This window comes from Brenneria nigrifluens DSM 30175 = ATCC 13028 (assembly GCF_005484965.1).
Classification (GTDB): domain Bacteria; phylum Pseudomonadota; class Gammaproteobacteria; order Enterobacterales; family Enterobacteriaceae; genus Brenneria; species Brenneria nigrifluens.
The window spans coordinates 1,052,567-1,065,953 of the sequence record NZ_CP034036.1; the positions used below are offsets into that span (position 1 = coordinate 1,052,567).

Annotated in this window: 11 protein-coding genes, 1 tRNA gene and 4 pseudogenes; 11 read left to right on the forward strand and 5 right to left on the reverse strand. The window is 46.8% G+C overall.

Features of this window, described 5'->3' with window-relative positions; all coding sequences use genetic code 11:
• Positions 1–42 precede the first annotated feature (42 nt).
• The 5 genes and pseudogenes from crl to EH206_RS04810 form a co-directional block, all read left to right on the forward strand.
• Positions 43–417 carry a sigma factor-binding protein Crl gene (gene crl, locus EH206_RS04790; protein WP_009111686.1) on the forward strand — a complete coding sequence of 125 codons (375 nt, stop codon included), beginning with the start codon at positions 43–45 and terminating at the stop codon, positions 415–417.
• A 126-nt stretch (positions 418–543) separates the two neighbouring features.
• Entirely contained in the window at positions 544–1,647 is a 1,104-nt protein-coding gene (proB, locus tag EH206_RS04795; RefSeq protein WP_009111687.1) for a glutamate 5-kinase, read from the forward strand.
• 10 nt (positions 1,648–1,657) lie between these two features.
• On the forward strand, positions 1,658–2,911 hold the full coding sequence (gene proA, locus EH206_RS04800; RefSeq protein WP_009111688.1) for a glutamate-5-semialdehyde dehydrogenase: 1,254 nt from the start codon (positions 1,658–1,660) through the stop codon (positions 2,909–2,911).
• Between the two features lie 188 nt (positions 2,912–3,099).
• A tRNA-Thr gene (locus EH206_RS04805) sits at positions 3,100–3,175 on the forward strand.
• A 175-nt stretch (positions 3,176–3,350) separates the two neighbouring features.
• Positions 3,351–3,551, forward strand: a pseudogene (locus EH206_RS04810) (Arm DNA-binding domain-containing protein); the annotation flags it as partial.
• A gap of 571 nt (positions 3,552–4,122) precedes the next feature.
• Here EH206_RS04810 and EH206_RS04815 read toward each other — a convergent pair.
• A pseudogene (locus tag EH206_RS04815) lies at positions 4,123–5,153 on the reverse strand (IS630 family transposase).
• 534 nt (positions 5,154–5,687) lie between these two features.
• Here EH206_RS04815 and EH206_RS04820 point away from each other — a divergent pair.
• Together EH206_RS04820 and EH206_RS04825 are read left to right on the forward strand one after the other, a co-directional pair.
• Complete coding sequence (locus EH206_RS04820) at positions 5,688–7,493, forward strand: S-type pyocin domain-containing protein (protein WP_009111690.1); 1,806 nt, start codon at positions 5,688–5,690, stop codon at positions 7,491–7,493.
• Positions 7,493–7,957 (forward strand): DUF6392 family protein, encoded by a 465-nt coding sequence (locus EH206_RS04825; protein ID WP_009111691.1) that lies wholly within the window; start codon positions 7,493–7,495, stop codon positions 7,955–7,957. The genes EH206_RS04820 and EH206_RS04825 overlap by 1 nt, the downstream gene beginning before the upstream one ends.
• A gap of 49 nt (positions 7,958–8,006) precedes the next feature.
• Here EH206_RS04825 and EH206_RS23005 read toward each other — a convergent pair whose 3' ends face one another.
• A complete protein-coding gene (locus EH206_RS23005) occupies positions 8,007–8,171 on the reverse strand; it encodes a hypothetical protein (RefSeq protein ID WP_009111692.1) in 165 nt (54 codons plus the stop codon).
• Between the two features lie 371 nt (positions 8,172–8,542).
• Positions 8,543–9,373, reverse strand: coding sequence for a hypothetical protein (locus EH206_RS04830; RefSeq protein WP_009111693.1), 831 nt, complete (start codon positions 9,371–9,373; stop codon positions 8,543–8,545).
• Positions 9,374–9,670: 297 nt separating this feature from the next.
• Between EH206_RS04830 and yafN the strand changes: the two genes are divergently transcribed.
• Together yafN and EH206_RS04840 are read left to right on the forward strand one after the other, a co-directional pair.
• On the forward strand, positions 9,671–9,964 hold the full coding sequence (yafN, locus tag EH206_RS04835) for a type I toxin-antitoxin system antitoxin YafN (protein WP_009111694.1): 294 nt from the start codon (positions 9,671–9,673) through the stop codon (positions 9,962–9,964).
• A pseudogene (locus EH206_RS04840) lies at positions 9,961–10,366 on the forward strand (type II toxin-antitoxin system YafO family toxin). Before yafN ends, EH206_RS04840 begins: the two are co-directional and overlap by 4 nt.
• A gap of 292 nt (positions 10,367–10,658) precedes the next feature.
• Here EH206_RS04840 and EH206_RS04845 read toward each other — a convergent pair.
• Positions 10,659–11,021: a hypothetical protein gene (locus EH206_RS04845; RefSeq protein WP_136163958.1), complete on the reverse strand. Its 363-nt coding sequence runs from the start codon at positions 11,019–11,021 to the stop codon at positions 10,659–10,661.
• Positions 11,022–11,229: 208 nt separating this feature from the next.
• Between EH206_RS04845 and EH206_RS04850 the strand changes: the two genes are divergently transcribed.
• Both EH206_RS04850 and EH206_RS23305 read left to right on the forward strand, forming a co-directional pair.
• A complete protein-coding gene (locus tag EH206_RS04850; protein WP_009111696.1) occupies positions 11,230–12,228 on the forward strand; it encodes a type IV toxin-antitoxin system AbiEi family antitoxin in 999 nt (332 codons plus the stop codon).
• Complete coding sequence (locus tag EH206_RS23305) at positions 12,182–12,994, forward strand: nucleotidyl transferase AbiEii/AbiGii toxin family protein (protein ID WP_009111697.1); 813 nt, start codon at positions 12,182–12,184, stop codon at positions 12,992–12,994. The genes EH206_RS04850 and EH206_RS23305 overlap by 47 nt, the downstream gene beginning before the upstream one ends.
• Positions 12,995–13,165: 171 nt before the next feature.
• On the opposite strand, the pseudogene EH206_RS23605 reads toward EH206_RS23305, so the two are convergent.
• Positions 13,166–13,294: pseudogene (locus EH206_RS23605) on the reverse strand (integrase); the annotation flags it as partial.
• Positions 13,295–13,387 lie beyond the last annotated feature (93 nt).

A 13,387-nucleotide genomic window follows, 5' to 3' on the forward strand; every position in this document is an offset into this window, starting at 1 on the left:
ATTCTCTGCTAAAAAGAATGTTCAAACCGAGGAGATTGCCGAATGATGTTACCAAGTGGACACCCGAAAAGCAGACTGATGAAAAACTTTGCTTCGCTGGGGCCCTATCTGCGTGAAGCGCAGTGCGAGCACGACCATTTTTTCTTTGACTGCCTGGCGGTGTGCGTCAATGTCAAACCCGCGCCGGAAAGCCGTGAGTTCTGGGGATGGTGGCTGACGCTGGAAGCGCAGGAACAGACCTTTACCTATGATTACCATTTTGGTTTATTTGACAAAAGCGGCAATTGGCGCGAAGAGAAAATCAAAGATAAGGAAGTGCTGGATAAGCTGAAAAGCACCAAAGAAGCTTTTCATGTTCGACTGGAAAAACTCCTGCAATCGCTGGACCCGGTCTGTACATTAACCGCCCGACCGTGATGTTCCCTGCCTGATTCCCGATTTATTCGCGGATTTTCGCGTTACGCCTGTTGGCATAACGCGCCCGTCCTGTTACAACATTTTCCTTATTTGTTTCTTTTTATGACTTTCAACGGCAGAAAAACTATGAGCGGCAGCCAGACCTTGGTTGTGAAACTTGGCACCAGCGTGCTGACCGGCGGTTCGCGCCGCCTTAACCGGGCCCATATTGTTGAACTGGTGCGCCAGTGCGCGCAGCAGCATGCGGCAGGGCACCGGATTGTTATTGTCACCTCCGGGGCGATTGCCGCCGGTCGTGAACATTTGGGCTACCCGGAACTTCCGCCGACGATTGCCACCAAGCAACTGCTGGCGGCGGTGGGGCAAAGCCGCCTGATTCAACTGTGGGAACAGCTGTTCTCCATCTATGGTATCCATATCGGGCAGATGTTGCTGACTCGCGCCGATCTGGAAGATCGCGAGCGTTTTCTCAATGCGCGCGACACCATGCGGGCGCTGCTGGATAACCACATCGTTCCGGTCATTAATGAAAATGACGCGGTGGCGACGCTGGAGATCAAAGTCGGCGACAATGATAACCTTTCCGCGCTGGCGGCCATGCTGGCGGATGCGGACAAACTGCTGCTGCTGACCGATCAGGCGGGTTTATTCACCGCCGATCCGCGGAAAAATCCGGATGCTGAGCTGATACGTGAAGTCACCGGCATTAACGATGCGTTGCGTAACATTGCCGGCGACAGCGTATCCGGTTTGGGCACGGGCGGCATGTTAACGAAATTGCAGGCGGCCGATGTCGCCTGCCGTGCGGGTATTGATGTGGTGATCGCCGCGGGCGGCAAGCCCGGCGTTATCGGCGATGTGATAGCGGACGTGTCCGTCGGCACGCGCTTCCATGCGTTGGAAACCCCGTTGGAAAATCGTAAGCGCTGGATCTTCGGCGCACCCCCGGCCGGTGAAATCACGGTGGATGACGGCGCGCTAGCGGCGATCCTGGAACGCGGCAGCTCTTTATTGCCCAAAGGGATCCGCGACGTGACGGGGAATTTCTCCCGCGGCGAGGTCGTGCGCATCCGTAGCCTGACCGGCCGAGATCTGGCGCATGCCGTCAGCCGCTATAACAGCGACGCGCTGCGTATGATTGCCGGGCACCACTCCCAGCAGATAGCCGACATCCTCGGTTACGAATACGGCCCGGTGGCGGTACACCGGGACGACATGATAATTAATTAAGGAGTGCGCGATGCTTGAACAAATGGGCAAAGCGGCAAAGGCGGCCTCGTATCAGCTGGCGGTGCTGAGTACGGCCGAGAAAGACCGCGCGTTGGCGGCCATCGCCGACCTGCTGGAATCGGCAAGTTCGACGATCCTGGCCGCCAATGAGCAGGACGTGGCTCAGGCGCGGCAGAACGGCATGAGCGAAGCGCTGCTCGACAGGCTGCTGCTGACGCCGGCGCGGCTGACGGCGATAGCCAACGACGTTCGCCAGGTATGCCGGCTGACCGACCCGGTAGGGGAGGTGATCGACGGCCGTTTGTTGGACAGCGGCCTGCGGCTGGAGCGCCGCCGCGTGCCGCTCGGCGTTATCGGCGTGATTTATGAAGCGCGTCCCAACGTCACCATTGACGTGGCTTCTCTGTGCCTGAAAACCGGTAATGCGGTTATTCTGCGCGGCGGCAAGGAAACCTATCGCACCAATGCCGCAACGGTAAAGGTGATCCAACAGGCGCTGGCGCAATGCGGTTTGCCCGAGTCAGCGGTTCAGGCGATTGAAAGTCCCGATCGTGAGTTGGTGAACCAGTTACTGAAGCTGGATCGCTATATCGACATGCTGATCCCTCGTGGCGGCGCGAGTCTGCACAGACTCTGCCGCGAACAGTCGACCATTCCGGTCATTATCGGCGGGGTCGGGGTGTGTCATATGTATGCGGACGAAAGTATAGATTTTGACAAAGCCCTGACGGTGATTGAAAGCGCTAAAGTCCAGCGTCCCAGTACCTGCAACAGCCTGGAAACGCTGCTGGTTAATCAAAGCATTGCGGCTCGCTTCCTGCCGGCGCTAAGCCGAAAAATGGCCGCCGCGGGCGTAACCTTACACGCCAGCCCGTCCGCCATGCCGTTCCTGACGGATGGCCCGGCGAAAGTGGTGGCGGTGGAAGCGGCCGACTATGATGACGAATGGCTTTCCAACGACCTCAACGTCACGCTGGTCGACGGCCTGGATGAAGCCGTGGCGCACATCCGCCAGCACGGCACGCAGCATTCGGACGCCATTCTCACCCGCTCGTTGAGCAACGCGGAGCGTTTTGTGCGCGAGGTGGATTCATCGGCGGTCTACGTCAACGCCAGCACCCGCTTTACCGACGGCGGCCAGTTCGGCCTGGGCGCGGAAGTGGCGGTGAGTACGCAAAAACTGCATGCGCGCGGCCCGATGGGACTGGAAGCGCTGACCACCTACAAGTGGATCGGCTACGGCGACGATCTGGTCCGCCCCTGATGGCGTTTTTTAATCCGTAAAGTTATAGGATTCTCTGTTATTAGTTTGGAAAATTATCAGAGAATCCTTATCCTTAGCGGGACGATTATAAAACCAGCAGAAGACCGCCAATTGCTTGACTTGACCTGATATTTTCACTAGTTTGTCACCCCGTAGTTCCGCCGCAGCTTCGCTGTGACGATCCTAACGCCGATATAGCTCAGTTGGTAGAGCAGCGCATTCGTAATGCGAAGGTCGTAGGTTCGACTCCTATTATCGGCACCATCCTACCTATTTTAACGTCTCCCTAAGTCTACTCAAACACCCTTTAAACCCTTATAATACGCGGTTTCACGGCCCTTGTTGTCTCTGCTCGTCTACTCACGTTCACAGAAATCTACGGTGAGTTGGGGGCATCGGTGGGGGCATGATGTGTTCGGTCTAGAGGAGATACCCCCAGATGAAGCTCAATGCCAGACAGGTCGAGACTGCCAAGCCCAAAGATAAACCCTACAAGTTAGCGGATGGTGGGGGCATGTATCTGGAGGTGTTCCCTAACGGCACCAAAAGCTGGCGCATGAAATACCGTATCGCCGGTAAAGAAAAACGTGTGGTGTTTGGTGTCTACCCGACCATTACCGGAGCCAAGTATACCGGTAAAGCCAACAGAGTCTGTTGAGGATGATACGATTACAGAGGCTGTAGAAATAATCCCTGATAAATCAGATCCGAGATGGGGCGATCTTGGGAAAATGGTGATATTTTTTTGATTACGGATTATGAAGTTAACAATATTTTAGTTGAAGGTTTATGAACCACTTCCAAGAATGATTGTTATCAACGAGATAAAACTGAAACGACAAAAAAATATATTTATAATAGTTATTGGAATGACACATCTATAATATTTAAGTTATATCGCATTACAAATGGTGTAATGAATGAAAATGATTATGTTTGGATACAAATGGGCGAGTTACTTTATGATGGGGAATGGTTTGAAACGGTTTGTTACTATTCTGTATATTCACTGAGAATTTATATTCAATAAATAGGTTCAATAAATAAAATATTTTAAATTCTCATGCGAAACTCAATAAATAAAAATATTTTTTAAAAAGATAGGAGTATTTTAAAAACAAAAAATAATATATTATTTTTTTGTATATCTTTAAAGATATTTACTTTAATGAGGTGTCTGATTGCTCTATAAATAACTGCGTCTAATAGCGCTACACTTTTGCCTTTCCATGGCCTGCCCCGGGAAAGGGACTTACTGTCTTCATAAAGTGGCGAACTTTGTCCAGTAACTGCCACATGAAACGGCATTGATGATTTCGTGTAACCGTCTCATGTAATGAGAGCCAGAGTAGTTCAACCCTATTTACCCAGGGGGAATACACTGGCTGAAAAATAAGCTTAAATTTGGGGTTGTTTTTCAGCCATTTTTCGGTCTGTTTGCTTTTGTGAATACAGTAGTTATCAACGATGAGTGTCACACTTTCTGCCTGGGAGTAAGTCGCGTTGAGTTTCTCTAACAGACTGATGAATAAAGCCGTTTTTTTGTTGCTTCCTTCAGCGTAGATGACTTCACCGGTTTGACTGTGTAGGGCACCAGCAAGGTAACATTTTTCATTGATGCCGGGCGTCACCACTTTCTTTTGTTGTCCCCGTAACTGCCAGTCAGCACCAATTTTAGGATTCAAATCAATGTCTACCTCATCTTCATAAAAGACAGGATTACGGTCATCACATTTATCCAGCGCTTCCTGAATTGCAGCCATTTTTTCTGCTCTGTTTGGGTCGGGTATACGCAATGTGGGTGTGGCCCTGCGCCAGACAATATCCATCTGAGGCAACCAGCGTCGGAGTGTCCCTGGATGAATAAAAACATTCATCATTTCTTTGATAATTATAGAAAATAGTTCACTACTCCAGCGTGAGCGCTGGTAGCCGAAATCGCTGGGAGAAAAATCCAAAAGATCAAATATCAGTCCGCAAACCTGTTCACGTGACCAGCGGCGTTCACACCCCGGCGTCAGTGAACGCAACGCCTCTATGCCTCCGTCAGTAAACCAGTTAATCCAACGTATTACCGATGAACGAGCGCAATAGAGCATTTTTGCGACGTGACTGACCTTGTACCCTGCTCTAACAGTAGTATGGCGTTCAACCTGCGCTGATGGTGCTTATCATCCGTTGTATGGAGAGCTTTTATCATCAGGTATCGTTTGTCACTGGGTATTGGTGCTATGATCGGCATTGCTCAGTCCGGTTAGTGATTTGTGATTTTTGGCGATTGATCAGATCGCAAAAATCGGACTGAGTTCCCTTCAAAGTGATCTACTATTCAACGCAGTTATTTATATGGAGAGTTTGTTTACAGCCCGATGGGCTGATATCGTTGCCCCAAATGTGGGGCTAAGTATTCTATCCTATGGATAGTGCCTCAATGAGGCAGTAAAAGGGCTTAACGACCCTTTTTGCGTTTCAGCTTATAATAAAAATCTATTCAGAAATTAACTCACATCTTTTGTTTGGTAGGTTCGATATAGAACGTCGAACCTTTCCCACAACACAAAAGACAGACTCTCTTTTGGCGTGACAGAAAATACATAACAAGAAATTGAGCGAGAGGGTAATGGCAAGGAAATGATAATATATGAACATAAGTAAAAATTTTAGGAAGAAGCTCTGTATATAATAAACATTGAACTTTGGCATTGCGGCAGACGTAAAGACCGCACAAACTGAGTTCAGTCGAAACGGATATATCCATAGTCAAAGGAGGATGACCATGCCGGGTGCCGCCCGTCTGAATGATATTGCAAGTGGTCACGACTGCTTCCCTGAAACCCCGATCGTGGAAGGCAGCCCTGATGTGAGCATCAACGGTCAGCCAGCCGCGCGTCAGGGTGATACAGTTCTGCTGCATGGTTGTCCCTGTCCCAATGCCCCGCACGGTGTGCATACCCGAAAAATAGCCGAAGGTTCATCGACGGTTTCCATTAATGGTAAACCCGCTGCCCGTATTGGTGATGGCATCAATTGCGGTGGTGTCATTATCTCCGGCAGCGGCAACGTCATTATTGGTGATACGCCTTATAAATCTCCGGTTCAGGAATGTGCTAAACAGGTGGCGTTGAACCGTTCCCCTTTGCTGGCGTTGACACCGATGCTGGCAATGGAGCCTGTGTTTGCCAAATCCTGTTTACGTAGCGCGGGCTGTACGGACGCGGGGACGGAAGAAGAGCCGCAGACCAATATTGGTGAAATGAGCGTGTATGTCGCAGAAGCTGTTCGTCATGCTGCTCCTCCATCAGAAAAACCGGGTGAAGTGAAGCAGTATGCGCAGGCGGCAAAAAAGAAAAATACATCTTCTACAGCTTCCCCTCAATCGTTTACCGGAAGAAACGCACCATCACCCAACTCATCAGCCAATACGGTTAACAAACCGGCCCTGCCACCGCTGGAGCCGTGGTATCAGACGTTATTCGACCTGTTCGTTGGTAAAGCGGATGCGGCGATGTTGCCGCCACCTCAACCGTTAGTCATGGCAGGTACGGCAGCACAAGCAGGTGCGACAGCCGCCGCAGGTGGTGCGGTAGCGCAAGCCAATCAGGATGCGGCAAAGGTGCTGACGCATCAGTTGAAACATCTGTCGGGTCCCTCAATATGGCAAGGCCAGTTACAAATGGCACAGAGTTTTGTGCTGATGGGGTCGCTGATCCAGCATCATCTGAAAGGTGAAAAAGAAGATTTATTGACGCCGGAAAAATTGCTTGAGGTAGCCAAAAAACAGGGAACGGTGCCAAGTCGTGTTCGTTATCAGTGGGTAGAGGATGAGGATACCGGCAGGCTGAAGGCAGTTGGTTATCACACCAGTATGGAAAGCGGGCGCGATCGGGTGCGTGTCAGGCTGTTGAAGCATGATTTTCCCAATAACCGCTACGAGTTCTGGGAAGAGGGCGCAACAGGGCCAACCATTCTGTGGACGCCGGATAATCCGGGGGTAGAATTGCCAACGGATACGGCACACGGTGAACAGCCTGTTATTCCGTCAGCCATACCGGGATTTGAAATTCCAGAGATGGATGATGTCAGCATTCTTGCAACACCTATCCCGGATGAGAAGGATTTCCGTGATTACATTCTGGTGTTCCCGGAGAATGCATTTCCACCGATTTATGTTTATTTGAGTAAGCCACCCGTTAACTTGCTTGATGTTGATTTATACAGTAATTTTAAGGGACGTTCACGGCAGGGAAAATACCATGCAGACCATATGCCATCGGCTGCAGCCGTAATAGAGTTTTTGAAGCGGTTGTATCCTGATGCTAAAGAATATGAATTAGAACAGATGGCTAAGGATGTCGCGGCTATAATCATTCCTGCTGAAGTTCACCAAAAAATTAGTGAAACTTATGGTTGGCGCAATAGGCCGCAAGATATTGATCGAGACTCTCATGATTTACGCGGTGCGGTAGATCGCAACTTTGACGCGATAAAACCTACTCTGAAAGAGTATGGTGTGACAGAAGAGCAGTTGGAGGCGGCAAGAGAAAAAATGCATAAACTCAATGAAGATCAGGGGTTGTATTAATGACCGTAAATGTGGAAGCATTAATCGATAGCTTGGGGAAAACTCATCAGGAAATATTTGATGCAGGTCTGATTTCCTATAAAACCAAACCGACTGGTTTTTCTGGCAGCTCTAGTATTAGTCTGGATATGGCAAAAGAGGGTATTTATCTCTCTTTTAATAGAAATGATCGAGTATTGAATGAAATTACTTTGGTTATATCAAATAGAAAAGTCGGGTATTATTTCCCAAATAAACTACCGCATCCGCTAAAAAATACGATGTCAAGAAGCTGGGTTCAGGAAAAGTTTGGTGAACCCTGTAAATTTCTGCCACCAAGGAAGAGATTAAAAAGAGATATTGGCTATACAGATCTTTATCATTTAAAAAATTATAGTCTTCCGGTGAGTATGCAGATAGATTATGATCTTAATGAAAAAGTTGAGGCAATAACATATTTGCCTACTTCAATGCTCAGATGGTGATCATTTCATGAAGGTCATCACTGGCCTTCATTATTTACCCTATCACCCTTTATCCCTGAACATGAAAAGATCGAAATAACAGCTCAAGTCGTTCCCACAGCACGAAGATTAAAATCTCTTTAACCTTGGGTTCATCCAGTTCAACAACAGCATAAATTAATGCCCGACACTGATCGATGATTTCTTCCAGTTCCATCGGCGTGTTATCGAACATGATAAGCCTCCGATGCTGGATATTGAGATGTAGCAAAAAAGCCAGTGCCCAGATGCAGATTTTCAGGCGGGGAATAGGTAAACTGACTGGTAGCCATAGCGTTAGCTCCATAACGTTGTGGTTAGCCCCTGTCTGGTATTGCAGTTCCTTTCGGGGGCGACTGGTGTTCAGGTTTTTTTTTGTGAAGTACGTACCTGATTCGCTGCAACTTAAGGCTAGGACTGTTACTAGTCAATTGCTAAACGCGATACAAGAAAATCGACTGCTGGCAAGTCTCTAGCCTTCAGGATTTGCATAGCTCCGGAACTGCATGAACAGTTGGTTCAATTGGCTGATTTTGTGATTTTTTAGTATGTGGTTGTTTTAATATATCAATTATTAGATGCGTCTTTGACTGTACCAGATTTAACTTCAGCCTGTTCTGCATTATTTTTCTGTTTGGACATTTCATATGTAGACCAACCAAATTGTATTAGCTGAAAAATTGAAAATAGTACAGCGACAAAACCAAGAACTTTCACATTAGGTTTCTCAAGAAAATGATTTACCTTATAGCCCCAATTTTTATTGTGTACCTTTACCTTATTTTGCTGTAGTAAAAAATACATATGTTGAAACCAATATACTTTTGACATGGTTGACTTATGTAGTTTCACATATTCTTTTGCTGAAAATGCTGCTACTTCATCCTTACCTGAAAGGTTATCTCTATGTTCCCCATTATTAAGTTTCATAAAACTAGCCATTCGTGGATGATTAACACAATCTTTACCGTATATAGAAAGTATCAAGGCTGATAAGTTGTATTTTTTCGTGTCAGGAATACGCTTTGAATCTTGTTGAGTTAAAACTTTATATCGATGTGCTAAAGCTTGAAAACCATAGTTAATATTAGTCATATTCCAATGAAGCCAGTATGCATCATCATTTTCAGAAACGAAGCCAAAGAACTGCTTTAGCATTTCACCTTCAAGAGTATCATAATGTTCATGTATATCTTCCCTATTTATTTTTTTAACTTCCGCAATTAAATGAATCGAAAAACTATGCATTGTAGAACTACCAACATGTAATACAGCGATAGAAGTTATTCTAGGTGAGTAGTTTTCATTATTGTCATTCAAATTCTCACAAGAGTAGTGAATAATAAATAAATTATTTTCATTACTTTTTAATAACTTAAGTGTATCTTTAGCGCTCAAATTTTACTCCATTTTTGAATGTGATCTTGTCTTATGACATGATAAGTAGCTATCAGAGTCGCAAGTGCCTTGAGAATTTTTTCAGAAAAATTTCAAGGTAGCCCCATCTGTATTTACGCTCTCATGACCATAAGTTTCACATAATCAGAGCGTTATATTGTATTGTGCGTATTTTACTTCAGATAATCAACCATACTTAGTCTTTAACTATCTTTATATATTTTATAAATACAAAAGTTGATGTATGCTTTGATGTGCATTATTGTGTGTGTAATTAAACATGCTTTTAGGTGGGTTATGGAACGTATCCTCGCAGAAAAATCTATCAACATCACTGAGTTAAGAAAGAACCCGGCAAAATATTTCATTGATGAACCGGTTGCCGTTCTCTCCAACAACCGTCCCGCTGGCTACATGGTCAGTGCTAAGGTGTTTGAAGAGCTAATCGATCTGTTGGAAGAGAAGCAAGGCAGGGTTCATACCGCTGCGCGATTCAGGCCAACGGCTGAACGTTTAAGTGATATTGCGGATAGTGGGCAGAAACTGCTGCAAAATGCCTCTGACAAGGATCTGACCGAGTTCACGGAATGAGCATCAAGATTTTTAAGTCAGCACTAATTCGCCAGCAATTAAGCCAGCAAGAGCTTGATGATTTGGCGGCGGATTTTCTGTCCTATAAAAAAGACGGTGTATTGCCAGATACCTTTGGGCGTGATGCGCCTTATGATGATGACCGCACCTATCCCTTGGTAAAAGAGGAGCAGGTGGCCCACATTCATCTTGCCGATGCAGATGCCCCTTGATCCTAAGTTTTTACGTCAGTTCAAACGAACCAGCGATCAGGCGCATTTGGTATACTGTCAAGGTGCGATGGATCCCGATGCCTATCTACTTATTATCATCCTGAAACCCGAAGCGCATAAAATGGCGCGCAACAATAACCATATGCATAAGATCGGAATGATAGCCGAAGCGTTCAGGATGAAACATTAATCTGGTCAAAAAACACCCGGTCATTTAGGGCAGAAAAACATATGGGGGCATCATTGGGGGCATGCAGGTATTTGAAACAGAACATTAATCAATACTATCAATATCATATGAGTCAGGTGTTGTTCCTATTATCGCACCATAAAATCAATGAGTTACAAATCATCTCCCTTCTAAAATCTTCATTTTTTGCTCTCGGGTACACTCTGGGGTACACAGTTAGCATGACATAGCGACTTCCTGCTGAGTTAGATAAGCCGCTTTCATTTCGAGGCTTTTTTCACAATATGGGCGCTTAGAAATCGGAACCAAAACCCAAACCAGAGTGAAAGTCGCCATCGCCGATGTGATTAAAATTGGTTCCGCAAGGATTACCCATTACGTCAATAACGCTATCCATAGTGGGAAGGCCGTTAGCCGGGTTGACATCGCGATCAATATCGTGAGTATGGTTCATGCCCCAGTCACTGTCCCTCCCAGATAAAGAACTTGTGCCATAAAGATTACCCATTAAATCAAAAGCATCATTTACCATAGGTAAGCAATTGGCTGGATTAACACCGTGAGTATGGTGATGAATATCCATATTCCAGCCGCTATCACCAGTTTTTGCGAAGAGTTTTGGTATAGGGCACTCTCGATAATCATCAGAAAACACAGGTTTTAGAACGCCTGCAACTGGCCCGTCAGTTCACGGGGAATTCAGCAGTTGAGCGGCTGCTGAAGTGGAAAACGCCGCAGGAACGGTTGCTCAGAGAGTAACATCTCTGACTTGTATTTTTTTGAGAATTTGCGTTGCTTCCTCTCCGATTTGTTCATAAAATTATTTTGTTCATGATTCATGAACAAGATTAAGGTCTGAACAAATGAAAGAAGAACAGCTTTTGTCTGATGCTGTAGAGAATTTGCCAAAAGGCTTCCTGTTGCAGTATGAAATTGGCAACAGACCTGACATACATGACGGCTGGGGCAGACTGACGGGACCGGGGGGCGAGATGGCGACATTTGCCCTGGAAGTAAAGCATATCCATCGTAAAGAGTCGCTGATGGCTGTCCGTGAAAAGATGACCCGCTTTCCTACGGATTTTCCTGCATTACTAGTGTGCAACCGCCTGACGTCCGCACTGGCGGAATATTGTGCGGATAACCAGATTAATTTCATCGATACGGCCGGAAATGCCCGAATCCAGGTTTCGGGGTTATATCTGTTTATTGAAGGTCGATATGAGAAGAAACCTGTTGCTGTCAGCAGTCATTTTGCTGAAGGAGTAATGAAGCTTCTTTTTGTGCTGTTATCCTGCCCGGAAAGCCTGAACGATACTTACCGCCGCTTGGCGGAGAAAGCGGGCATCTCTTTGGGAATGGTCAGCAAAGCTTTCGATTACCTTGCGGCGCATCGCTATTTCCGCAAATCGCAGAAGGGGCGGCGCTTAATGAATGAAGGCGAATTACAGGTTTTGTGGTTAAAAGATTATGCCACCGCCCTGCGTCCGAAGCTGGATTTTCTTTCCTTGCCTACACCTGCTTCGCGGGATGAAATAACACTTGCAACCGATGAATACTGGAGTGGCGAGATTGCCGCCGCAGAACTGAGCGGCGGATACCTGATACCAGAAAGCGGCGTGATTTTTACGCCTCATTCATTGTTACAAAGACGAAAGGAGCTGAGATTAAAACCAGATCCTGGTGGAAAACTGCAACTGATTTCCTGTTTCTGGGGGAACTTTACCCTGAACCGTAAAGCCGAAGCGATGTTGTGTGTGGCCGAGCTGCTGGCGAGCGGCGATGATAGAAACCGGGAAGCGGCAAGGATAATCAATGACAAATATCTTCATCTTAGTGAATCCGATCTTTTCAGCTACTGAAGCGCTATTAACCCAGATAAAGCGAATTTGCGTAGCTCAGGGGATCCCGTTTTTTATTGCGGGGGCGACAGCGCGTGAAATTCTGCTCCATCATGTTCACGGCAGGAGTATTGGCCGCCGAACCCGTGACATTGAAATCGCCGTTTTTGTCGATAGCTGGCCGATGTTTGATGCGTTAAGAAATGCCTTCCTTGCTGAAGGTGCGCAGACGGTCCGAGATAATGCCCATCGTATGATTGCCGAAGGGATCGAACTGGATATTATCCCTTTTGGCGGTGTTGCTGAAGGCAATCAAATTGCCTGGCCGCCAGAGCGTGAAATCATTATGTCAGTGGACGGATTTAGTGAGGTATTTTCTCATACTGTAACAGTGCAACTTACGAACGGCGAAAGGCTGCCGTTTTGCTCCCTGCCGGGGTTAGCGTTGTTAAAACTTTTCGCTTGGCGCGATCGCGGGCATGGCAGTGCTAAAGATGCGACCGATCTCTACAAGATTATCCGTGAATATAGCGCTATCGAAGATGAGCGCATCTATGCCCCCACCGTTGCAGGTGAAAACCTGTACTGGAATCCTGTACGCATGGGGGCTGTTCTGCTGGGCAGTGATATCGCTGCGATTAGCGAGCGCTCATCTTTGGCAGAGTTGATGCGTCTCGATAGGGAACGTCTGACTGATGCTATAGCGCGGCAATCTGATGTGGACGATATGGCAGAGATTGAGCAGATCATGAATGACTTCTGGAACGGTATGATAAGCGATGGCTGAAGATAGGGTTTTAGGGTCATTGTTCACAGTAAAAATACGTTCATGAATCATGAACGTATTTTTACTGTGAACAATGACTGAATTAGTCGCAACTCAACCTGAAACAGTTCAATAGCAAGGTTTGATTAAATCTAACAGTCGGCTAGCCTCCACAGTAGAAAGCAGGAGGAGCTACGAGCGAACAGAAGACATTTGCGCATTAAAGTTAAACAGGTGATTTGGTGCCAAATGCGCATATCGTCTAACCATCTCAATTGATTCCCATCCGCCCATTTCCTGCAGCACAGATACCCAAGTGTGAATTGGCGAGGTAGACGCCAGCAACGATACAACCAGCTCCGGCCGGTTTTTTTACGTCAAACCGCTTTAAAAGATGATGAGTAAATCGTCACC